We start from the raw sequence: 20,941 nt of genomic DNA, 5'->3' as shown, positions 1-20,941 counted from the left end.
ATCAAGGCAGGCGGTTCTGGTTCTGCGCCTTGAGCAGGTCGCGAATCTCGGTCAGCAAGGTTTCTTCGGCGCTCGGCACGGGTGGTGCAGTCGGTGCCACGGCCTCCTCACGCTTGAGCCGGTTGATGGCTTTTACCCCCATGAAGATGGCAAACGCCACGATAAGGAAATCGATCACGGTCTGGATGAACTTGCCATAGGCCAGTACCACAGCCGGTGCATCACCTTCGGCAGCTTTCAGGGTGATGGCCAGATCGCTGAAGTCGACACCGCCGATCAACAGGCCCAGCGGTGGCATGACCACGTCACCAACGAAGGACGAGACGATCTTGCCGAAGGCTGCGCCGATGATGATACCGACCGCCATGTCGACGACATTGCCTTTGACCGCGAAGGCCTTGAACTCACTGATCATGCCCATGTTTGGTTCCTTGTAACAAAAGGTAAGGTTTACGCAGTGTAAGCCACTTAAACGCTTCATGCGTTATATCCAGCGCTTCCGACTGCGGTTAGAACGAATAGTTTTGTCGCACCTCGAGGCGTTCGGGACACGTCCAGCTCGGCTATCATGGCGGTTTTTTCCAGGAGACCCCAGCCATGGCCAAGGCCAAGCGCTTGTATGGCTGCACCGAGTGCGGTGCGACCTTCCCCAAATGGGCCGGCCAGTGTGGCGAATGCGGGGCCTGGAACACCTTGGTCGAAACCATGATCGAAAGCGCGGGTGCCGCGCCCGGCAGCGGCCGCACCGGCTGGGCCGGGCAGCAGGCGCAGATCAAGACCCTGGCCGAAGTCAGTGTCGAGGAAATCCCGCGCTTCACCACCAGCAGCACCGAACTGGACCGCGTGCTGGGCGGCGGCCTGGTGGATGGCTCGGTGGTGCTGATCGGTGGCGACCCCGGTATCGGCAAGTCGACCATCCTGCTGCAGACCCTGTGCAACATCGCCGTCGGCATGCCGGCACTGTACGTGACTGGCGAGGAATCGCAGCAGCAGGTGGCGATGCGTTCGCGGCGCCTGGGCCTGCCGCAGGACCAGCTCAAGGTGATGACCGAAACCTGCATCGAAACCATCATCGCCACGGCGCGCCAGGAAAAGCCGCGGGTGATGGTGATCGACTCGATCCAGACCATTTTCACCGAGCAGCTGCAATCGGCACCGGGCGGGGTGGCCCAGGTGCGCGAGAGCACGGCGTTGCTGGTGCGCTACGCCAAACAGAGTGGTACGGCAATCTTCCTGGTGGGCCACGTGACCAAGGAAGGCTCGCTGGCTGGCCCACGGGTTCTCGAGCACATGGTCGACACCGTGCTGTATTTCGAAGGCGAGTCCGATGGCCGCCTGCGCCTGTTGCGGGCGGTGAAGAACCGCTTCGGTGCTGTCAACGAACTGGGCGTGTTCGGCATGACCGACCGCGGCTTGAAGGAAGTGTCCAACCCGTCGGCGATCTTTCTCAACCGCGCCCAGGAAGAAGTGCCGGGTAGCGTGGTGATGGCGACCTGGGAGGGCACCCGGCCGATGCTGGTGGAAGTGCAGGCGCTGGTCGACGACAGCCACCTGGCCAACCCGCGCCGGGTGACCCTGGGCCTGGACCAGAACCGCCTGGCCATGTTGCTGGCGGTTCTGCACCGGCATGGTGGCATTCCAACCCACGACCAGGACGTATTCCTCAACGTGGTGGGCGGGGTGAAGGTACTGGAAACCGCCTCGGACCTGGCGCTGCTGGCGGCGGTGATGTCGAGCCTGCGCAACCGGCCACTGGCCCATGGCTTGCTGGTGTTTGGCGAAATCGGCCTGTCCGGCGAGGTACGGCCGGTGCCCAGCGGTCAGGAACGCTTGAAGGAAGCGGCCAAGCATGGTTTCAAGCGGGCCATCGTGCCCAAGGGCAATGCGCCGAAAGAGGCCCCGGCGGGCCTTCAGGTGATCGCCGTTACCCGTCTGGAGCAGGCGCTGGACGCACTATTCGAGTAATTCGTAGCCTGTACCGGCAAATAAAAAGGGCCGACGATGCGCATCGGCCCCCACCTCACCGCTCAGTCAGCGGTCAATGTTCGGCGACCGCCGTGCGCCTGACCGTCTCATTGCCATGCTCGTCCAGTTCCAGCAGCGGCACTTCATTACCCTCGGCATCGAACAGCTTGCCATCCTTGAAGTAGTCGCCATCACGCAGCGCTGAAATGTCCGAGTACTGGATGGTGCGCTCGTAGGCGGCAGCGAACACCGACTGGTTTTCCGAGTTGCCGGCGGTGAAGTGGTTGAAGATCAGGTTCAGCAGGATGGCCATGATTGCCGCCGAGCTGATGCCCGAGTGGAAAATGGTCTCGAACCAGTTCGGGAAGTGATGGTAGAAGGTCGGGGCGGCAATCGGGATCATGCCGAAGCCCAGCGACGCGGCGACGATGATCAGGTTGACGTTGTTCTTGTAGTTGACCTTGGACAGAGTGCGGATACCGCTGGCTGCCACGGTGCCGAACAGCACGATGCCCGCGCCACCCAGTACTGGCGTCGGCACGGCAGCAATCACCCTGCCCATGATCGGCAGCAGGCCGAGCACCACCAGAATCACCCCGCCGGTGGCCACCACGTAGCGGCTCTTGACCCCGGTCACCGCCACCAGGCCTACGTTCTGGGCGAACGCGCTCTGGGTGAACGAACCGAAGATCGGCGCCAGGATGCTCGACGCCATGTCGGCGCGCAGGCCGTTGCCGAGGCGCTTGGAGTCGACCTTGGTGTCGATGATCTCACCCACCGCGAGGATATCGGCCGAGGTTTCCACCAGGGTTACCATGATCACGATGCACATCGACAGGATCGCGGCGATGTGGAATTCCGGCATGCCGAAGTGGAATGGCGTGGGGAAGGCGAACACCGGGCCTTCGGTGACCTTGCTGAAGTCGGTCATGCCCAGCGCCCAGGCGATCAGGGTGCCGACCACCATCGCCAGCAGGATCGACAGGCGCGAGATGGTCGCGCTGCCCAGCTTGCTCAACAGCAGCACGATGGCGAAGGTCAGGCCTGCCAGGCCGATGTTGGCCATGCTGCCGAACTCCGGCGAGGCACTGTTGCCACCCATCACCCAGCGGGCTGCGACGGGCATCAGGGTCAGGCCGATGGTGGTGATGACAATACCGGTCACCAGCGGCGGGAAGAACTTGGTAATGCGCGAGAACACCGGGGTGATGAGAAAGCCGATCAACGACGCAGCCATGACTGCACCCAGCACGCCCGGCAGGCCACCGCCACCCTCGCTGCTGAGAATGGCCCCCATGGTCGCCACGCCAGCGAACGACACGCCCTGCACCAGCGGCAGCTGGCAGCCGAAGAATGGCAGGCCCAGTGTCTGCAGCAGGGTGGCCAGGCCACCGGCAAACAGCGAAGCGGCGATCAGCATGCCGATTTCGGCACCGTTCAGGCCCGCGGCTTGCCCCAGGATCAGGGGTACCGCGACGATCCCCCCATACATGGTCAGCACATGCTGCAGACCATAGGCCAGGTTGGCCCCAAGGCCGAGGTTCTCGTCCTCGGGGCGCTTGGCGGGAGACGTGCTAGGGGACGTAGTCATGGAGCAGGCTCTCTGTTTATTGTTGTGTCGCTACTGTAGACATTTCTGACAAATGAATGCCACAAGAATTGTATACAATTTTTTGATCCGAGCGCGCACACGGGCACTGGCGCAAGGCACCAGAACCCAATGCAGGAGGCGTACCATGTTGGAAAAGACTGGATTAGAGGGGTGTGTACAAAGTGCCGCGACCCAGGCTGAAAGCTGTCTGGGTAGACAGGAAACACGCGGTGAGGAAATTCTTAGCTAGCTAAGAGATTTCATTATTCGATCAATTCCCGCAGCTCGCGCATCATTTCGGTGCTGTCGGCCAGGTTCAGTTCCACAAGACGGTGCAAATGGCTCATCGACTCGACGTCGATGTACAGGCAGATGAAGCCCAGGCGGGTGGCTTCTTCGTGGCGCAATTCCACTTGCATCTGCACGCGCACATCGCGGTCGAGGTGGATGATCGCATCGAAGTCCTGGGTCAGGTCGGCGTCCCACGGCTCGGGGCGCTTGACCAGAAGGCCTTTCAGCGACACGTCCAGCAGTTTTACCGGCCAGCGGCGGTTGCCCTGGCGCAGTTCGGTGGGGGCGTCGAAATCGATGCGCTGGAAGCGGCGGCGCTCGTCGTGGTCGGTCATGAGAAAGCCCTCGGGTGACATCCTGACTATAGTTAGCTTATCTGTGCATCAGGTTCCGCAATCTGGCCGCAGAGGCTCTAGACCAAAGCAAGTGTGGCAATGCGCGATGACACGCCCTAGACTCGATGGGCGGTCTTTTCCAATCCACCAGCTGGAAGCAAACCATGAACAACAATAATAGCCTGCTACGCCACATTCCGTGGCTGGCGCTGGCAGTCATAGGAGCCTGCGCGCTGGGTGTGGTTGCCCTGCGTCGCGGCGAGGCGATCAATGCCTTGTGGATCGTGGTCGCGGCGGTGGCCATCTACCTGGTCGCCTATCGCTACTACAGCCTGTTCATCGCCACCAAGGTGATGCAACTCGACCCGCGCCGCGCCACCCCGGCGGTGCTCAACAACGACGGCCTGGACTACGTCCCGACCAACAAACACATCCTCTTCGGTCACCACTTTGCCGCCATCGCCGGCGCTGGTCCGCTGGTTGGCCCGGTACTGGCTGCGCAAATGGGCTACCTGCCCGGTACCCTGTGGCTGATCGCCGGCGTGGTGCTGGCCGGTGCGGTGCAGGACTTCATGGTCCTGTTCCTGTCCACCCGTCGCAACGGCCGCTCGCTGGGCGACATGGTGCGCGAGGAGATGGGCCGCATCCCGGGGACCATCGCCCTGTTCGGTTGCTTCCTGATCATGATCATCATCCTTGCGGTGTTGGCGCTGATCGTGGTCAAGGCCCTGGCCGAGAGCCCGTGGGGCATGTTCACGGTGATGGCGACCATCCCGATTGCGATGTTCATGGGCGTCTACATGCGCTACATCCGCCCGGGCCGTATCGGCGAGATCTCGGTCGTGGGCGTGGTCCTGCTGCTGGCCTCGATCTGGCTGGGGGGCCAGATTGCCGCGGATCCGGTGTGGGGCCCGGCGTTCACCTTCACTGGCGTGCAGATTACCTGGATGCTGGTGGGCTACGGCTTTGTCGCCGCCGTGCTGCCGGTGTGGCTGGTACTGGCGCCGCGTGACTACCTGTCGACCTTCCTCAAGATTGGCACCATCGTTGGCCTGGCCATCGGTATCCTGATCATCGCGCCCGAGCTGAAAATGCCGGCGCTGACCCAGTTCACCGACGGCACCGGCCCGGTGTGGAAGGGCACCCTGTTCCCGTTCCTGTTCATCACCATCGCCTGTGGTGCGGTGTCCGGCTTCCACGCGCTGATCTCCTCGGGGACCACGCCCAAGCTGCTGGACAACGAAACCAACGCCCGCTACATCGGCTACGGCGGCATGCTGATGGAATCGTTCGTCGCCATCATGGCCATGGTCGCTGCCTCGGTGATCGAGCCAGGCGTGTATTTCGCCATGAACAGCCCGGCCGCCGTGGTCGGTGCCGACGTGGCTTCGGTGGCGCAAACGGTCAGCAGCTGGGGCTTCCTGATCACCCCGGAACAGCTTGAGGCCACCGCCCGCGACATCGGCGAGCACACCATCCTGGCGCGTGCCGGTGGTGCACCGACGCTGGCGGTGGGTATCGCGCAGATCCTGCACCAGGTGCTGCCGGGTGAGAACACCATGGCCTTCTGGTACCACTTCGCGATCCTGTTCGAGGCGCTATTCATCCTTACCGCGGTAGACGCCGGTACCCGTGCCGGGCGCTTCATGCTGCAGGACCTGCTGGGCAGCTTCGTGCCGGCGCTCAAGCGCACCGAGTCGTGGAGTGCCAACCTGATCGGCACCGCCGGCTGCGTGGCACTGTGGGGCTACCTGCTGTACCAGGGCGTGGTCGACCCGCTGGGTGGCATCAACACGCTGTGGCCGCTGTTCGGTATCTCCAACCAGATGCTGGCCGGTATTGCCCTGATGCTCGGCACCGTGGTGCTGATCAAGATGAAGCGCCAGCGCTATGTCTGGGTCACCTTGCTGCCAGCCGTGTGGCTGCTGATCTGCACCACCACCGCAGGCCTGATCAAGCTCTTCGACCCGAACCCGGCAGTCGGCTTCCTGGCCCTGGCCAAGAAGTACAGCACTGCGCTGGACGCCGGCCAGGTCCTGGCCCCGGCCAAGGACATCGGGCAGATGCAGCACGTGATCTTCAACGCCTACACCAACGCCGGCCTGACCGTGCTGTTCCTGGTGGTGGTGTTCAGCGTGCTGTTCTTTGCCGTCAAGGTCGGTTTCGCCGCCCTCGGCCGCAAGGAGCGCAGCGACAAGGAAACCCCGTTCCAGGCCCTGCCTGACGCTTGAGAGGACTGCTGCGATGTTCAACGACCTGGGTCGACTGGGTAAGTACCTGGGGCAGGCCGCCCGCCTGATGGTCGGCATGCCTGACTACGACAACTATGTCGAGCACATGCAGAAGACGCACCCGGACCAGCCGGTGATGAGCTACGAGGCGTTCTTCCGTGAACGCCAGGAAGCGCGTTACGGTGGCAAGTCCGGGCCCAAGTGCTGCTAGGTCCAGGCTAGCGCAGTACTCTGTGCAGGGGCGGCCTTGTGTCGCGATCGGGCCGCCACGTGGCCCCGGCAATTTTGGCTGCGAAGCTGAAAATCCGGGGCCGCGTGGCGGCCCGATCGCGATACAAGGCCGCTCCTGCAGGGGGTGCGCTCCCCGTCCATTCCACTGCACAGGAGATGTTCTGCGTGCAGACGCCTATTCCCGTAACCGTACTCACCGGCTTCCTCGGTGCCGGCAAGACCACCCTGCTCAAGTACATGCTCAAGGCCGAGCATGGCCTGAAGATCGCCGTGATCGAGAACGAATTCAGCGAGGCCGGCATCGACAGCCAACTGCTCGGCGACGAGCCGGTGCAGGTGATGACCTTGGCCAATGGCTGCGTGTGCTGCAGCATCCATGGCGACCTGACCCGCGCCCTGTACCTGCTGCTCGAACGCCTGGATACAGGCGAGATCACCTTCGACCGCCTGGTGATCGAATGCACCGGCCTGGCCGACCCGGCGCCGGTGGCGCAAACCTTCTTCATCGACGAAGAGCTGCGTGAGCGCTACATCCTCGACGGCATCATCACCCTGGTCGATGCGGCCCATGCCGAGTTGCACCTGACCCAGGCCATCGCCCAGGCCCAGGTCGGCTTTGCCGACCGTCTGCTGCTGAGCAAGACCGACCTGGTCGAGCCGGCTGTGGTCGAGGCGCTGGGCGAGCGCCTGGCACGCATCAATGGCCGGGCCGAGATCCGCGTGGTCGAGCATGGCCGCATCGACCTGGCGGAGCTGCTGGATGTGCGTGGGTTCAATCTCAACCCCGATCTGGGCGCGAACCTGAAGCCAGCGCTGCGCCCGCTGCTCAAGCCCGCTACCCCGGACCGCATCTCCACCTTGGTACTGCGCACGCACACCGCTTTGGACATCGACCGCCTCAGCGGCTTCATGAACGCGCTGCTGGAAACGCACGGCAAGCAGCTGTTGCGCTACAAGGGGGTGCTGAACATTGCCGGTGAGGCGCGCAAGCTGGTGTTCCAGGGCGTGCTCAAGCTCTACGGCTTCGACTGGGATGCCGAATGGGCCGAAGGCGAAACCCGCGAAAGCGTGATGGTATTCATCGCCGACGAATTGCCGGAAGCTACGATTCGGGCTGGGTTCGAGGCGCTGGCTGCGGGCTGAGCTGGCGCGGCGTCTGCGCCTGAAACCATTGCGGCCAGGAGCTGCGGTGGCGTGTCTCGACCTCGATGCACGGGATCAGGCGCTCGCTCAGCAGCGCCGTCTGCCGGGCCGCCTTGGCCGTGCGGTACTTGACGCTGTGGATGCACTCGCGATCGCCGAATTCGCAGCGGTTCAGCGCGGTACCGCCGCAAGGGCCGTTGGCCAGGCCCTTGGGGCAGGTTTCCGGGCAGATGTACAAGGTGTCTTCCAGGCGGCAACGGCCGCAGGTGTCACAGCCTAGCAGCGGCCGCTTCACCGCGCGTTCCACCGTGTGCAGCACCTGCGCACCAAGGCGTGTGGTCCATAACGGCTGACGCACGGCCCAGCCGAATGCCTTGCTCAGGCCGTTGCGGCGGCTGAACAGCAGCGTGTGCATGCCGTGCATCAGCTGATAGCGCGCTTTCTCCGTAAACGAGGCCGCGACACGTGTCTCGCCCTGGCGCCAGGCTGCCTGTGGTGGGTGGAAACTGACCGCCGGCAGGCCAGGCATCTGCCAACTGGCGTGCCAGGCCGGTGCCCAGTGTTCCAGCGTTTCGATTTGTGCTTGCCAGTGCTCGATGCGTGCTTCCAGCGCCAGCAGCTGCTGGAGATCGTGAATCCCTGACAGGTGCACACCGGCGTAGCCCATCAGCTTGACGCCGATGATCTGCAACGCCAGGCGGTCGACGCTACGGGCCTGGGCAAAGGCCTTGGACTGGGCCGCTTCAGCTTCGAGCAGGTCGCGCATGGACGGCGTGACGGTCACCCCGGCGACATGGTCGAGCATCGCCGCCCGCCCATGGGTAAGGCTCATGAGGCAGGCCAGCATTGGCCTGGGTGCGGCCTGGCGGCTCATCCAGCGCATGGCTTCCTGATGTTTGCTGGCATCGAAGCCCAGTTGCAGGGTGAAGAAGTCGGCACCGGCCGCCAGCTTTTTCTCAGCCTTGAAGTACTGGGCGCCGCCTTCTTCCTCACAGTACTTGAACGGGTTGAGGGCCGCGCCGAGCAGCCAGTGCGGGCAGGCCTGCCGGGCGATCTGCAGGGCAGCCACCGACTCCAGGTAGCGCACCGGGCGCTGGCCAGGCTGATGACCGGGCAGGCGGTCGCCGGTCAGTAGCAGCAACTGGTCGAGGCCGGCGGCATCCATGCGTTGTAGCTGGGCAAGCAGGTGATGGCGTTCGCGGTCCTTGCCGGAGAAGTGCGGCAGGGCAGGTACCGGATTGCTGAAGGAAGCGAGGGCGTCCAGCGGTGACATGTCCAACGGGCTGCCGACGCGGTCGCCGATGGCCACGGTCATTGGCCAGCCGCACAGGTGCGCGCGCGCCAGGATTGCCTCCATGGCAGCGAAACGTTCTGCGGACGGTTTGGGGACGAATTCCATGACGCAGACAAAGGTGTTTTCACGCAGCGCGGTTTTCAGCAGGCTCATGGGGCCGGGCACCTGGTGTGGTCAGGGTGGCATTGTGCGGCAGAAGGCGGGTGGGGTCATGCTCTGAATGAGACATGTGTGTGCCTGTGCTGGCCTCTTCGCGGGCGCGCCCGCTCCCACAGGTGTTGCATGAACCTGGACGCATGTGGGGTCCCTGTGGGAGCGGGCGTGCCCGCGATGGGGCCAGTACAGACAGCACAAATTCACGATCATGAGAAAATCTTGAGTTAATCTCAAATTTAATGAGTTTGTCTCAAGATGTCGTCGCCCGGACAATCCCCTCATTCATTTTGCATGCTGAGGGACAAGACATGGCACTGGCACACAACCTGGGCTTTCCGCGGATCGGCCACGATCGCGAGCTGAAAAAGGCCCAGGAAGCCTTCTGGAAGGGCGAACTCGACGAAGCCGGCCTGCGCGCCGTGGGGCGGGAGCTGCGTGCCCGGCACTGGCAGGTACAGAAAGACGCCGGCATTGAATTGCTGCCGGTCGGCGACTTCGCCTGGTACGACCAGGTGCTGACCCACTCGCTGACCTTTGGCGTCATCCCCCAACGCTTTGCCAGCAACGACGCTGCCAGGCCCACCCTGCATACCCTGTTCGCCATGGCCCGTGGTGCCGTCGGGGACAGCTGCTGTGGCGGCGCCCACGCCCAGGAAATGACCAAGTGGTTCGACACCAACTACCACTATCTGGTCCCCGAGTTCACCGCCGACCAGCAGTTCGTCCTCAGCTGGGAGCAGTTGTTCGAAGAAGTGCAAGAAGCCCAGGCCCTGGGCCATGCGGTCAAGCCAGTGGTGATCGGCCCGCTGACCTATTTGTGGCTGGGCAAGGCCAAGGGCGGCGATTTCGACAAGCTGGAGCTGCTCGACCGCCTGTTGCCGCTGTATGACCAGATCCTCAACCGCCTGGCTGCCCAAGGCGTGGAATGGGTGCAGCTGGACGAGCCGATCCTGGCCCTGGACCTGCCCCAGGACTGGAAGAACGCCTACGAGCGCGTCTACAACATCATTCAGCGCGCGCCGCTGAAGAAACTGATCGCCACCTACTTCGGCGGCCTGGAGGACAACCTTGGTTTGGCCGCCAACCTGCCGGTCGATGGCCTGCACATCGACCTGGTGCGGGCCCCCGAGCAGTACCCGACCATCCTTGACCGTCTGCCGGCCTACAAGGTGCTGTCGCTGGGCCTGGTCAATGGCCGCAATGTCTGGCGCTGCGACCTGGAGAAGGCGCTGGAGATATTGCGCCATGCCCATGAACGCCTGGGTGAGCGGCTGTGGGTGGCACCGTCCTGCTCGCTGCTGCACAGCCCGGTGGATCTGGCCCGTGAAGACCAGCTGGATGCCGAGCTGCAAAGCTGGCTGGCCTTTGCCGTGCAGAAATGCCAGGAAGTGGCGCTGCTGGCCAAGGCCATCGACGACCCGCAGGCCGCTGACGTCGCCGCTGCCCTGGCGCAGAGCCGGGCCGTGCAGGCCAGCCGCGCTGCCTCGCCGCGCATCCACAAGCCCGCCGTGCAAGCCCGCCTGGCCGCCATCAAGCCCGCCGACAGCCAGCGCCAGTCGGCATTTGCCCAGCGTATCGTCAGGCAGCGTGCAAAGCTCGGCCTGCCAGCGTTCCCGACCACCACCATTGGCTCGTTCCCGCAGACCCCGGCCATTCGCCTGGCGCGCCAGGCCTACAAGCAGGGCAAACTGACCGAGGCCGATTATGTCGAGGCCATGCACAGCGAGATCCGCCATGCGGTGAAAATCCAGGAGGACCTGGGCCTGGATGTGCTGGTACACGGCGAGGCCGAGCGCAACGACATGGTCGAGTACTTTGCCGAGCAGCTCGACGGCTATGCATTCACCCGTTTCGGCTGGGTGCAGAGCTATGGCTCGCGCTGCGTGAAGCCGGCGGTGATCGTCGGCGACCTGAGCCGGCCGAAGGCCATGACCGTGGAATGGATCAGGTATGCCCAGAGCCTGACCGACAAGGTGATGAAGGGCATGCTGACCGGCCCGGTGACCATGCTGATGTGGTCGTTTCCGCGCGAGGACGTGAGCCGTGAAGCACAGGCGCGGCAGCTGGCACTGGCGATCCGCGACGAAGTGCTCGACCTGGAAGCGGCGGGGATCCGGATCGTACAGATCGACGAAGCGGCCTTCCGCGAAGGCCTGCCGCTGCGCCACGCTGCCTGGGCTCACTACCTGGAGTGGGCCACCGAGGCCTTCCGCCTGTGTGCTTCCGGCGTGCGCGACGACACCCAGATCCATACCCACATGTGCTACAGCGAGTTCAATGACGTGATCGAGTCGATTGCAGCGATGGATGCCGACGTGATCACCATCGAGACTTCGCGTTCGGACATGGAATTGCTGGTGGCGTTCGAGCGGTTTGCCTACCCCAACGAGATCGGCCCGGGGGTGTATGACATTCACTCGCCACGGGTGCCGAGCCGCGAGGAAATGGTCAAGCTGTTGCGCAAGGCTGCCCGGCGCATTCCCGCCGAGCGCCTGTGGGTCAACCCGGATTGCGGGCTGAAGACCCGTGGCTGGCCGGAGACCGAGGCGGCGTTGATCAATATGGTGGCTGCTGCCCGTGAACTGCGTACCAGCGCCTGATCTGTGCTAGCCGGGGCCAGCCTCTTCGCGGGTAAACCCGCGATGAGGCCAGGCCGGCCCAGATCAATCCGTGATCAGCGCTCGATCGCCAGGGCCACGCCTTGGCCGCCACCGATGCACAAGGTGGCCAGGCCTTTCCTGGCATCGCGCTTGATCATTTCGTGCAGCAGGGTCACCAGCACCCGGCACCCGGATGCCCCGATCGGGTGGCCGAGGGCAATTGCCCCACCATTCACGTTGACCCGCGCTGCATCCCACTCCAGCGCCTTGCCCACCGCCAGCGCCTGCGCGGCGAAGGCTTCGTTGGCTTCGATCAGGTCCAGTTCGGCCAGTTGCCAACCGGCTTTGGCCAGGCAGCGCTGGGTCGCCGAAACCGGGCCGATACCCATGATCGCCGGGTCGACACCGGCACTGGCATAGGCTGCGATCCGGGCCAGTACCGGCAAGCCCAGGGCCTTGGCCTTGGCGGCACTCATCAACATCACGGCGGCGGCGCCATCGTTCAGGCTGGAGGCATTGCCGGCAGTGACGCTGCCGTCCTTCTTGAACGCCGGGCGCAGTTTGCCCAGGGACTCGACGGTGGTGTCCTGGCGTGGTTGTTCGTCCCGCGCGAACACCTTGGGCTCACCCTTTTTCTGTGGCAGCACGATCGGCGTGATCTCGTCAGCGAAGCGCCCGGCCTCGATGGCCGCCACGGCCTTGCGCTGCGACTCGGCGGCAAAGGCGTCCTGCTGTTCACGGCTGAGGCCGTATTTGTCCACCAGGTTTTCTGCGGTGATGCCCATGTGATAGTCGTTGAACGCATCCCACAGGCCATCGCTGATCATGCTGTCGATCAGTTGGCCGTGGCCCATGCGCTGGCCGGTGCGGGCCGAAGGCATCACGTAGGGGGCGAGGCTCATGTTTTCCTGGCCGCCGGCGATGACCACCTCGGCGTCACCACAACGGATCGCCTGGGTCGCCAGGTGCAGGGCCTTGAGGCCCGAACCGCAGACCTTGTTCAGGGTCAGTGCCGGTACGCTGTAGGGCAGGCCGGCCTTGATCGCCGCCTGGCGTGCCGGATTCTGCCCGGCGCCTGCGGTCAGCACCTGGCCGAGGATGACCTCATCGACCTGCGCCGGCTCCAGCCCGGTCTGCTCCAGCAGGCGCTTGATCACGGCGGCACCGAGGTCTACCGCAGGTACCGTGGCGAGGGCGCCCTGGAAGCTGCCGATGGCGGTGCGGGTTGCGGCGACGATGACCACGTCGTTCATGTTGTTGTTCTCCGTGCGATGGGCGTAATGGCGCAAGCATCGGTGGCTTTGGCTCATTTGTTAAGTTTGTTTTTCTTTGCGATTGATCTGGAAAGCCAATGAATGTGCGGAAGACACCCTGTACATCTAAACTTGGCAGGTTGTACTTCAATTTCGATGGAGGTCATGCTCATGCGCACGCGCGTACTGATAGCCCTGTCCCTGCTGCTCGGCAGCAGCACTGTTTTCGCTGCCACCGAATGCACCACCGCCGACAAGAGCACCTGGCAAGACCCGGAAAAGTTCCAGGCCCAGCTCAAGGAGCAGGGCTACAAGATCAACAAGTTCAAGGTCACCAAGGGCAACTGCTACGAAATCTACGGTTTCGACAAGGATGGCAAGAAGGTCGAGATCTACCATGACCCCGTGACGGGCAAGGCAGTCAAGACCGAGTACCACTAATGGACAGCGACGGCACGATACAGCTGTGGGACCCCCTGCTGCGCCTGTGCCACCTGTCGATCGCCGTGGTGTTCTTCGCCAACTACTTCTTCAACGAGGAGGGGGAAGACTGGCATCAGTGGCTGGGCTACTACGCCCTGGTCGTTGTGTTGGTGCGGGTGGTCTGGGGCTTTGTCGGGCCTCGCAGTGCGCGCTGGGCCGACTTCTGGCCAACCCCGGCAAGCCTGGTCGGGCATGCCCGGGCACTGCTGCATGGGGAGCTTGACCATCACATGGGGCATTCGCCGATAGGCGCCCTGGTGATGGTGCTGATGCTGGCCGGCATCGTCGGCCTGGGCCTGACCGGGTGGGCGTCGCAGGAAGTGGATGCGCTGTTTGGTGTCGACTGGCCGATGGACCTGCACAGCTGGCTGGCCAACGCGGTGCTGGTGCTGGTTTGCGTGCATGTGCTGGGCGCCATCTACGAGAGCGTGCGCCTGCGCGAAAACCTGCCGTGGTCGATGATCACCGGTCGCCGTCGGCGCCGCGATTGACTGCGCCGGCCCATTCGCGGGCGTGCCCGCTCCCACAGGTATTGCGCAGCCTTCAGGATTCGCGCCGTCCCGGTGGGACGGGTTCACCCACGAAGGGGGCCGGAACAGGCCAACCACCGTTTTGCATCCCTATGTTCACCCCGTAATATGTGTCGGATAACCTGCGAGGGTAGTCTCACCCTCTGATCAATCGGAATCGCCCATGGCGGCGCTTCCTCCGGCATAAACCTGACGAGGTACAGACATTGGCCATCATTCATCCTAAGGTTCGCGGTTTCATCTGCACCACGACTCATCCGAAGGGCTGCGAGCTCAACGTCCGTGACCAGATCGAAGCCACCCGCAAGCTGGGCGTGCGCGAGGATGGCCCGAAGAAGGTCCTGGTCATCGGCGCTTCCAGCGGCTACGGCCTGGCGGCCCGTATCACCGCGGCGTTCGGCTTCAAGGCCGATACCCTGGGCGTGTTCTTCGAAAAGCCTGGCACCGAGACCAAGGCCGGTACTGCTGGCTGGTACAACGCTGCCGCCTTCGACAAGTTTGCCAAGGCCGAGGGCCTGTACAGCAAGTCGATCAACGGCGATGCCTTCTCCGACGAAGCCCGCGCCAAGGTCATCGAGCTGATCAAGAACGAAATGGGTGGCAAGGTCGACCTGGTCATCTACTCGCTGGCCTCGCCTGTGCGCAAGCTGCCGCAGACCGGTGAACTGGTGCGTTCGGCGCTGAAACCGATCGGCCAGCCCTACAAGTCGACCGCCATCGACACCAACAAGGACACCATCATCGAGGCCAGCATCGAGCCGGCCACCGAACAGGAAATCAAGGACACCGTCACCGTCATGGGTGGCCAGGACTGGCAGCTGTGGATCGACGCCCTGGCCGGCGCCAACGTGCTGGCCGAAGGCGCCCGTACCGTGGCCTTCAGCTACATCGGCACCGAAATCACCTGGCCGATCTACTGGCACGGTGCGCTGGGCCAGGCCAAGCAGGACCTCGACGAAACCGCCCTGCGCCTGGACAAGAAACTGGCCGGTGAAATCAAGGGCGGCGCCAACGTGGCGGTACTCAAGTCGGTGGTTACCCAGGCCAGTTCGGCCATTCCGGTGATGCCGCTGTACCTGTCGATGGTGTTCAAGATCATGCAGGAGAAGGGTGTTCACGAAGGTACCCAGGACCAGCTGGACCGCATGTTCCGCGAGCGCATGTACCGCGCCGACGGCGCGCCGGCCGAAGTCGACGAGAAGGGCCGTCTGCGCCTGGACGACTGGGAGCTGCGTGACGACGTGCAGGACGCCTGCAAGGCCATGTGGCCACAGGTAACCACCGAGAACCTGTTCGAGCTGACCGACTATGCCGGTTACAAGAAGCAGTTCCTCAACCTGTTCGGCTTCGAGCGCGCTGACGTCAATTACGACGAAGACGTGGCGACCGATGTGAAGTTCGACTGCATCGAGCTGTAATCGCGGCTGACTTGTACCGGCCCGCTCCTGCGGGTGTTCTCCGCCTGCAGGAATGGGTTTACCCGCGACGAGGCCGGTACAGGCTACGAATCTTTGCTAGCTTTGGCGCACGACCCCAGGGAATGTGCCATGAGCAGCCTTAACCAACCTGCCACCGCCTTTCGCCACACCGCAGCCGACGGCTACAGCCTCGGCGGCTTTCGCTGGCGCCACGCCCAAGCTGACAGCCAGCGCCCGCTGGTGATCATCAGTGCTGCCACGTCGGTACGCTGTCGCTACTACTCGCGGTTCGCCGACTACCTGTTTGCCCAGGGCTGTGATGTGCTGACCTACGATTACCGCGGTATCGGCGAGTCCCGCCCGCCATCGTTGCGCGGCTTCCAGGCCTCCTGGAGCGACTGGGGCCGGCTGGATTTCGAAGCCATGCTTGCCTATGCCGCAGAGCACTTCCCGGGCCAGCCGGTGGATGTGGTGGGGCACAGCTTCGGCGGCTGTGCGGTGGGCTTGGCGCCGTCCGCGGGCCAGGTACGCCGGCTGGTGATGGTGGGGGCGCAATTTGCCTACTGGCGCGACTACGCGGCCGACCAGCGCTGGCAACTGTTCGGCAAGTGGCACGTGGTGATGCCATTGCTCACCCGGGCGTTCGGTTATTTCCCCGGCAAGCGCCTGGGCTGGCTGGAGGACACGCCTGCCGGCGTGGTGCATGACTGGGCCACCTGTACCCCGCGTTATGAGCAGCGCCCCAGCGGGCGGGCACTGGCGATGCTACCGTTCGCCCAGGTACAGGCGGCGACGCTGGCGATCAGCCTGACCGATGACCCCTTTGGTACCGTGGCGGCGACAGAGCGCCTGCTGGGCTACCTGCAGCAGGCTGAGCGCTGCCATTTGCGCATCGCGCCTGGGGATATCTCGGTCGGGGAAATCGGCCATTTCGCGTTCTTCCATGATCGATTCCGCGAGAACTTGTGGCCGGTGGCGGTGCAGTGGTTGCAGCGGGGCAGGCTGGCAGCTGGCGTGCCGGGAACAATCATCAGTTGAGGTAATACAAACTTCGGCGGCCGCCTTGCGGCCCATCGCGACACAAGCCCGCTCCGGCTGAAGCAGCGGCCTGGTGTCGCGATGGGCTGCAAAGCAGCCCCGGCAATCTCACGCCTTGCGCGAAAGTGGCTGCCCGGCAAACTTCACGCCAGCCAGGCCATGCCTGATCAGCGCGCGGATGTTGCCATGGTCGCTGCCGTCCGGCGTGGCCAGCACATCCCGGTAGTGCTCGCCAAAGGCCAGCAGCGCTTCCTGGTCGCTCAGCCCTTCCAGCAGCGCCAGGCCCAGGGTCTTGCACGAGCCTTCGTTCTGCCCGGCCGCATTCGCCACGCCGCCGTTGTCGAAGGCCTGTGGCTGGTAGTTGTAGTGGTCGGCAACGAACGCCAGGGTATCGGCAAAGACGTGCTTGCCGCTGGCGAGGCTGGTGCGCAGGGTGTCGAGGTCAGTCACGAGGTTTTCCTTTTTCGAACGCCGCTTGTTGCTCGGCGCTGGCTTCTTTCTGGTATTGGGCCTTCCATTCGGCGTAGGGCATGCCGTACACCGCTTCGCGGGCATCGTCCAGGCTTACGTCGAGCTGGCGCTCGTCAGCCGCCGCCTTGTACCACTTGGACAGGCAGTTGCGGCAGAAACCGGACAGGTTCATCAGGTCGATGTTCTGCACGTCGCTGCGCTTTTGCAGGTGTTCGACCAGGCGCCGGAACGCGGCGGCCTCCAGTTCGAGCTGTTGCTGTGGGGTCATGGGCTTCTCTCAGGTCATGCGATTCTTCAGGTGGCGGCCACCGTTGATGACCACTTGGCTGCCGGTGCTGTACTGGCTGGCGAGCAGGTACTTGACCGTCTCGATCAACGGGCCGGCGCCGGGTTCGAACTCCAGCAAGGCTTTCTTCAAGGTTTGCTGGCGATAGGCTTCGTCACCGCCTTCCTTGAGGATCAGCAGCCCGGGCAGGATACCGTTCACATGCACCTTGGGCGCATATTTTTCGGCGAACGACAGCACCATGTTCTGCAACGCGGCCTTGGTCGCGGCATAGCCGATATGGCTCTTGCTGCCGCGCGAAGAGGTTTCGTCGCAAATATGAATGATGTCGGCCTTTTCCACCCTCGCCAGCAGCTCGCCCAGCGCCAGGTTGAGGTGGTAGGGCGCTTCGACGTGCAGGCGGAACATGGTCTCGAGGTTGTCGAGACCATCGTCGAGCCACAGCGAGGCGTTATGGATGATCGCGCGCAGGCCGTCGTAATGGCCATGCAGGTAGTCGATCAGGGCCTGGCGGTCGGCCACCTGGCACAGGTCGGCCTGGAACTGCACGATGTTCGGGTGGGCCGCCTGTGGCTGGGCGCTGCGGCTGGCACTGACCACCGTATGGCCGGCCTGGGCCAGTTCAAGGGCCAGGGCCAGCCCGACGCGCTGGCTGGCTCCGGTAACGAGAATTGGGCTGTTCATGTTCGGGGCGGTCAACTGTCTGTCCTTGGGTTGCCGCCCAGCATACCCGAACTGTTCAGCGCGTGTACCGCTGGCCTCAGCGGCTGCGCAAGGCACCCGTGGTGGGCGGCGACGCGTGCAGCCAGCCGGCCAGCAGGCGGGTGGACAGCGGGATGAACAGGTAGACCATCACAGGCGTCAGGGCCAGAGTGCTGAGCAGTACCCGAGGCACCAGGCCCAGCGCTGCCAGCCAGTGGCCGAACACCAGGTTGAACACCAGCGAAACCGGGAAAAACGCCAACCAGATGGCCACGGCCTGCTTCCAGCGCGGCGGTTTCTGCACCATGTTGGTGCCAAACCAGTCATCAATGCCGCTTACGCGCGCCTCTCTGGGGCGTTCGAACAGGCCGTTGCCGCGTTGCAACCAGGCCCGGCGCGAAGCGGAGTGCTCCCAGGCATGCAGTGTGGGTTCGTCACTGAAGCGGAAGATGATCTGGAACTCGTCGCCATCGTGGGGTGGGGCGAGGATGCCCGAGCCGAGGTAGCCGGGAAAATCGGTGGCCAACTGCTCGCCTTCATGCAGCCAGGCCAGCAGGTCCTGGTAGCGGCCATCGGCGGCGCGGCGCGACACCAGCAAGGTGACGGGTGGGGTAGACATCGTGTATCTCCTGGCAACAGGGCTGGCGGGTAGCTGGCCCTTCTGGCTGAGCCGCCCGGGGTGGTGGGCGACGCAGGCATGCATGCAAGAATCGGGCGCGGATTATCGCGTATCGGCAAGCTTCGGCCAATGTCATCCGGCAAACGGTCGATCCCTGTGCCCGTTACGGTCGTAGTAGACTATTGCTCGAACTTCCACAGGGTACCCCGTGCACATGAACGAACAGGGACGTAAGCCAGTGATCGACGCCGGCCTGATGCAGCAGGACCTGTTTCCGATCCGTGAAGTTTCCCGCCTGACCGGCGTCAATGCCGTGACCTTGCGCGCCTGGGAGCGCCGCTATGGTCTGATCCAGCCAACCCGCACCGACAGTGGTCACCGCCTGTATTCGCAGGCCGATATCGATGACGTACGGCGCATCCTCGGCTGGCTGGAGCGCGGTGTGGCGGTGAGCAAGGTCGGCAGCATACTTGCGCGCGACCATGCCCTGGCAGGGCAGGCAGGCAGGGCGACGGATACCTGGGCACGTTGGCAGCAGCAGATTCGCCAGGCACTGCAACGTTTTGATGCGGCAAGCCTGGACCGCCTGTTCGACGAGGTGTTTGCAGCAAGCGCCCTGGACCAGGTATTCAGCGAAGTGTTCATGCCGGTGTGGCATGACCTGGCCGTCGGGCAGGGCGGTTATGGGCAGGCCAGCGAGTGGCTGTTCCTGGACCAGTTCCTGCGTGGCCGGGTGTTCGCCCGCTTGCGGCTTGCCCATGCGCCGCGCAAGCGCACGGTGGTGTTGGCGCCACTTCCGGGGCAGTGCCATGAGCTGGAACTGCTGGTCACCAGCCTGGCTCTGGGCTGCGACGAAGTGGGCGTGACCCTGTTGGCGAACGCGCAGCCGCTGGCGGAGCTGGCGCTGGTTTGCGAGCGCCTGAAACCGGATGCCCTGGTGTTGTTCTCCCACCAGTCCCCCACCGTCGAACTCAGCCGGCGCCTGGCACGCCTGGTGGCCGGGTTGGAGTGCCCGTTGCTACTGGCCGGTGAGGCGGCGGAACTGGCACAGGACAGCCTGGCTGGCAGCCCGATTGCCTGCCTGGGCGCACAAGGTAGTGTGATGCGCCAACGCTTGCGGCAGTTTCTGGCCGGTCAGCTCGATACCTGAGTGTGCAGTTCGGGGTGGGCCCGGCGATGGGCCTGAAGAATGTAGTCGCGCAGGCGTTCGGTTTCTTCGGCCGCGCTTTGACTGAGGTCGTAGGCGGCCAGGTCCGGGCCGATGCGCCGGCTCAACACGCCATGCAGTTCGATGGGATTGATGCCGCCTGGCGCGAAGCGCAGCTCGAAGCGGGCTGGCGCTGACGGCAGGCCACGGACTTCAACCAGCGTCCCCTTGAACGAAATATCACGAACCCACAGGCCGCTGACTTGCCCATCGGCATCGAGCAACGCGCTCGGCTGCTCCATCGACAGGCGCCAGGGGCGCAGCATGGGGCCATCTTCGTAGATTTCCGGCGAGCCCAGTTGCAAGTGCAGGGCGTGGAATTCGTCTTCCACCAGTTGCAGCGGGAAGCTGATCTGCTGGTTGTTGAACTGGGCCTGCAAGGTGACTTGCTCGTTGGCCACCAGACGGGTAAGCAAGCTCTGGATGCGGCGGTCGCCATTGACCAGCAGGCTCGACATGGGGTCGGCCAGGTTCAATTGCGGCGAATGCTGCATGTTCTGTATGAAGTCCAGTTCGTCCTGGGTGAGGAGCGCTTCTGCTTGCATGATCGAACTCAAGGGTGGCGTTTTCTTCAACGGGATTGACCGTGGCCGACGTACTTGGTTCAGGTGCGTTCGTCGGGTTTCGGACGAGCGTGTAGTTCCGCCAGCTCGCGTTCCAGTTCGACCTGGCGGCTCACGTCCTTCTGGATACCGATGAAGTAGGTGCGTTGTTCGGCATCGTGCCTCACCGGGGTGATCGACAGCTCGTTCCAGAAGGCGCTGCCATCCTTGCGGTAGTTGCGCAGCACTTCGCGGCACGGGCGGCCTTCGGCCAGCGCCTTGCGAATGCGGGCGCGGCCAAGCTGGTCACGGTCGTCGGCCTGCAGGAAGCGACAATCCTGATAGAGGATCTCGTCACGGCTATAGCCGGTCAGGCGTTCGAAGGCGGCATTCACATAGATCAGGATGGTGTCGTCGCCTTCCTGTTCGGCGACCACGATCCCGTCGTTGGATGCGTCGACCATGGATTGCAGCAATTGGGCGTTGATCATGTTCGGGCCATTGGCGAGGAAGGGCTGAAGATGGCGACTTTGGTAGAGGCGGCCTTTTGCCAGC

General features: G+C 63.8%; 21 protein-coding genes. 10 read left to right on the top strand and 11 right to left on the bottom strand.

Annotated features, from left to right (window positions below; translation table 11 throughout):
• Position 1 precedes the first annotated feature (1 nt).
• Positions 2-421, bottom strand: coding sequence for a large-conductance mechanosensitive channel protein MscL (gene mscL / locus ACLEJP_RS21700; RefSeq protein ID WP_289130874.1), 420 nt, complete (start codon positions 419-421; stop codon positions 2-4).
• Between the two features lie 176 nt (positions 422-597).
• Between mscL and radA the strand changes: the two genes are divergently transcribed.
• Positions 598-1,965, top strand: a complete 1,368-nt coding sequence (radA, locus tag ACLEJP_RS21695; RefSeq protein ID WP_440809740.1) for a DNA repair protein RadA — start codon at positions 598-600, stop codon at positions 1,963-1,965.
• A 73-nt stretch (positions 1,966-2,038) separates the two neighbouring features.
• On the opposite strand, the gene ACLEJP_RS21690 is transcribed toward radA, so the two are convergent.
• On the bottom strand, positions 2,039-3,556 hold the full coding sequence (locus tag ACLEJP_RS21690) for a nucleobase:cation symporter-2 family protein (protein ID WP_440809738.1): 1,518 nt from the start codon (positions 3,554-3,556) through the stop codon (positions 2,039-2,041).
• 263 nt (positions 3,557-3,819) lie between these two features.
• Entirely contained in the window at positions 3,820-4,182 is a 363-nt protein-coding gene (locus ACLEJP_RS21685) for a PilZ domain-containing protein (protein ID WP_440809735.1), read from the bottom strand.
• Between the two features lie 164 nt (positions 4,183-4,346).
• Here ACLEJP_RS21685 and ACLEJP_RS21680 point away from each other — a divergent pair, with 164 nt between their 5' ends.
• The 3 genes from ACLEJP_RS21680 (at position 4,347) to yjiA (ending at position 7,787) form a co-directional block, all read left to right on the top strand.
• Positions 4,347-6,413, top strand: coding sequence for a carbon starvation CstA family protein (locus ACLEJP_RS21680; RefSeq protein ID WP_440809732.1), 2,067 nt, complete (start codon positions 4,347-4,349; stop codon positions 6,411-6,413).
• A 13-nt stretch (positions 6,414-6,426) separates the two neighbouring features.
• On the top strand, positions 6,427-6,624 hold the full coding sequence (locus ACLEJP_RS21675) for a YbdD/YjiX family protein (RefSeq protein WP_029614786.1): 198 nt from the start codon (positions 6,427-6,429) through the stop codon (positions 6,622-6,624).
• Positions 6,625-6,809: 185 nt separating this feature from the next.
• Positions 6,810-7,787 carry a GTPase gene (yjiA, locus tag ACLEJP_RS21670; RefSeq protein ID WP_440809731.1) on the top strand — a complete coding sequence of 326 codons (978 nt, stop codon included), beginning with the start codon at positions 6,810-6,812 and terminating at the stop codon, positions 7,785-7,787.
• On the opposite strand, the gene ACLEJP_RS21665 is transcribed toward yjiA, so the two are convergent.
• Positions 7,747-9,234, bottom strand: a complete 1,488-nt coding sequence (locus ACLEJP_RS21665; protein ID WP_440809729.1) for a methylenetetrahydrofolate reductase C-terminal domain-containing protein — start codon at positions 9,232-9,234, stop codon at positions 7,747-7,749. The genes yjiA and ACLEJP_RS21665 overlap by 41 nt on opposite strands.
• 311 nt (positions 9,235-9,545) lie before the next feature.
• Here ACLEJP_RS21665 and metE point away from each other — a divergent pair, with 311 nt between their 5' ends.
• Positions 9,546-11,837: a 5-methyltetrahydropteroyltriglutamate--homocysteine S-methyltransferase gene (gene metE, locus ACLEJP_RS21660; RefSeq protein WP_440809727.1), complete on the top strand. Its 2,292-nt coding sequence runs from the start codon at positions 9,546-9,548 to the stop codon at positions 11,835-11,837.
• Positions 11,838-11,911: 74 nt separating this feature from the next.
• Here metE and ACLEJP_RS21655 read toward each other — a convergent pair whose 3' ends face one another.
• Complete coding sequence (locus tag ACLEJP_RS21655) at positions 11,912-13,090, bottom strand: acetyl-CoA C-acetyltransferase (protein ID WP_440809724.1); 1,179 nt, start codon at positions 13,088-13,090, stop codon at positions 11,912-11,914.
• 171 nt (positions 13,091-13,261) lie between these two features.
• On the opposite strand from ACLEJP_RS21655, the gene ACLEJP_RS21650 reads away from it, so the two are divergent.
• The 4 genes from ACLEJP_RS21650 to ACLEJP_RS21635 all read left to right on the top strand — a co-directional run bounded on the left by ACLEJP_RS21650 (position 13,262) and on the right by ACLEJP_RS21635 (position 16,559).
• The gene (locus ACLEJP_RS21650) at positions 13,262-13,531 is read left to right on the top strand and encodes a PepSY domain-containing protein (RefSeq protein ID WP_440809723.1); all 270 of its coding nucleotides are present in this window, start codon (positions 13,262-13,264) and stop codon (positions 13,529-13,531) included.
• Positions 13,531-14,064, top strand: a complete 534-nt coding sequence (locus ACLEJP_RS21645; RefSeq protein ID WP_440809721.1) for a cytochrome b/b6 domain-containing protein — start codon at positions 13,531-13,533, stop codon at positions 14,062-14,064. Before ACLEJP_RS21650 ends, ACLEJP_RS21645 begins: the two co-directional genes overlap by 1 nt.
• Positions 14,065-14,309: 245 nt before the next feature.
• Complete coding sequence (gene fabV, locus ACLEJP_RS21640; RefSeq protein WP_440809718.1) at positions 14,310-15,521, top strand: enoyl-ACP reductase FabV; 1,212 nt, start codon at positions 14,310-14,312, stop codon at positions 15,519-15,521.
• Between the two features lie 129 nt (positions 15,522-15,650).
• Complete coding sequence (locus ACLEJP_RS21635; RefSeq protein ID WP_440809716.1) at positions 15,651-16,559, top strand: alpha/beta hydrolase family protein; 909 nt, start codon at positions 15,651-15,653, stop codon at positions 16,557-16,559.
• 108 nt (positions 16,560-16,667) lie between these two features.
• Here ACLEJP_RS21635 and ACLEJP_RS21630 read toward each other — a convergent pair whose 3' ends face one another.
• The 4 genes from ACLEJP_RS21630 to ACLEJP_RS21615 all read right to left on the bottom strand — a co-directional run bounded on the left by ACLEJP_RS21630 (position 16,668) and on the right by ACLEJP_RS21615 (position 18,637).
• Entirely contained in the window at positions 16,668-17,009 is a 342-nt protein-coding gene (locus tag ACLEJP_RS21630) for a HopJ type III effector protein (RefSeq protein WP_440809714.1), read from the bottom strand.
• On the bottom strand, positions 17,002-17,298 hold the full coding sequence (locus ACLEJP_RS21625) for a DUF1244 domain-containing protein (RefSeq protein WP_225779241.1): 297 nt from the start codon (positions 17,296-17,298) through the stop codon (positions 17,002-17,004). The genes ACLEJP_RS21630 and ACLEJP_RS21625 overlap by 8 nt, the downstream gene beginning before the upstream one ends.
• 9 nt (positions 17,299-17,307) lie before the next feature.
• Complete coding sequence (folM, locus tag ACLEJP_RS21620) at positions 17,308-18,000, bottom strand: dihydromonapterin reductase (RefSeq protein WP_440809711.1); 693 nt, start codon at positions 17,998-18,000, stop codon at positions 17,308-17,310.
• Between the two features lie 76 nt (positions 18,001-18,076).
• Positions 18,077-18,637, bottom strand: coding sequence for an antibiotic biosynthesis monooxygenase (locus ACLEJP_RS21615; protein ID WP_440809708.1), 561 nt, complete (start codon positions 18,635-18,637; stop codon positions 18,077-18,079).
• A gap of 214 nt (positions 18,638-18,851) precedes the next feature.
• Here ACLEJP_RS21615 and ACLEJP_RS21610 point away from each other — a divergent pair, with 214 nt between their 5' ends.
• On the top strand, positions 18,852-19,787 hold the full coding sequence (locus tag ACLEJP_RS21610; protein WP_440809705.1) for a MerR family transcriptional regulator: 936 nt from the start codon (positions 18,852-18,854) through the stop codon (positions 19,785-19,787).
• On the opposite strand, the gene ACLEJP_RS21605 is transcribed toward ACLEJP_RS21610, so the two are convergent.
• On the bottom strand, positions 19,772-20,389 hold the full coding sequence (locus tag ACLEJP_RS21605) for a hypothetical protein (protein WP_440809703.1): 618 nt from the start codon (positions 20,387-20,389) through the stop codon (positions 19,772-19,774). The two genes, ACLEJP_RS21610 and ACLEJP_RS21605, sit on opposite strands and share 16 nt — an antisense overlap.
• 59 nt (positions 20,390-20,448) lie before the next feature.
• Positions 20,449-20,877, bottom strand: a complete 429-nt coding sequence (locus ACLEJP_RS21600) for a PAS domain S-box protein (RefSeq protein WP_225779237.1) — start codon at positions 20,875-20,877, stop codon at positions 20,449-20,451.
• Positions 20,878-20,941: the final 64 nt, after the last annotated feature.

It is taken from the genome of Pseudomonas sp. SMV7 (assembly GCF_052041995.1).
Taxonomy (GTDB): Bacteria; Pseudomonadota; Gammaproteobacteria; order Pseudomonadales; family Pseudomonadaceae; genus Aquipseudomonas.
Note: the sequence above shows the minus strand (reverse complement) of the source record. Positions and strands in the feature narration are given on the sequence as shown.

Coding starts and splice junctions, on each gene's coding strand:
- ACLEJP_RS21600 (WP_225779237.1), bottom strand. CDS start 20,877: ATGATCAACGCCCAATTGCTGCAATCCATGGTCGACGCATCCAACGAC.
- ACLEJP_RS21610 (WP_440809705.1), top strand. CDS start 18,852: ATGAACGAACAGGGACGTAAGCCAGTGATCGACGCCGGCCTGATGCAG.
- ACLEJP_RS21635 (WP_440809716.1), top strand. CDS start 15,651: ATGAGCAGCCTTAACCAACCTGCCACCGCCTTTCGCCACACCGCAGCC.
- ACLEJP_RS21605 (WP_440809703.1), bottom strand. CDS start 20,389: ATGCAAGCAGAAGCGCTCCTCACCCAGGACGAACTGGACTTCATACAG.
- ACLEJP_RS21665 (WP_440809729.1), bottom strand. CDS start 9,234: ATGAGCCTGCTGAAAACCGCGCTGCGTGAAAACACCTTTGTCTGCGTC.
- ACLEJP_RS21680 (WP_440809732.1), top strand. CDS start 4,347: ATGAACAACAATAATAGCCTGCTACGCCACATTCCGTGGCTGGCGCTG.
- ACLEJP_RS21655 (WP_440809724.1), bottom strand. CDS start 13,090: ATGAACGACGTGGTCATCGTCGCCGCAACCCGCACCGCCATCGGCAGC.
- ACLEJP_RS21645 (WP_440809721.1), top strand. CDS start 13,531: ATGGACAGCGACGGCACGATACAGCTGTGGGACCCCCTGCTGCGCCTG.
- ACLEJP_RS21685 (WP_440809735.1), bottom strand. CDS start 4,182: ATGACCGACCACGACGAGCGCCGCCGCTTCCAGCGCATCGATTTCGAC.
- radA (WP_440809740.1), top strand. CDS start 598: ATGGCCAAGGCCAAGCGCTTGTATGGCTGCACCGAGTGCGGTGCGACC.
- folM (WP_440809711.1), bottom strand. CDS start 18,000: ATGAACAGCCCAATTCTCGTTACCGGAGCCAGCCAGCGCGTCGGGCTG.
- metE (WP_440809727.1), top strand. CDS start 9,546: ATGGCACTGGCACACAACCTGGGCTTTCCGCGGATCGGCCACGATCGC.
- ACLEJP_RS21675 (WP_029614786.1), top strand. CDS start 6,427: ATGTTCAACGACCTGGGTCGACTGGGTAAGTACCTGGGGCAGGCCGCC.
- ACLEJP_RS21650 (WP_440809723.1), top strand. CDS start 13,262: ATGCGCACGCGCGTACTGATAGCCCTGTCCCTGCTGCTCGGCAGCAGC.
- ACLEJP_RS21690 (WP_440809738.1), bottom strand. CDS start 3,556: ATGACTACGTCCCCTAGCACGTCTCCCGCCAAGCGCCCCGAGGACGAG.
- ACLEJP_RS21625 (WP_225779241.1), bottom strand. CDS start 17,298: ATGACCCCACAGCAACAGCTCGAACTGGAGGCCGCCGCGTTCCGGCGC.
- mscL (WP_289130874.1), bottom strand. CDS start 421: ATGGGCATGATCAGTGAGTTCAAGGCCTTCGCGGTCAAAGGCAATGTC.
- ACLEJP_RS21615 (WP_440809708.1), bottom strand. CDS start 18,637: ATGTCTACCCCACCCGTCACCTTGCTGGTGTCGCGCCGCGCCGCCGAT.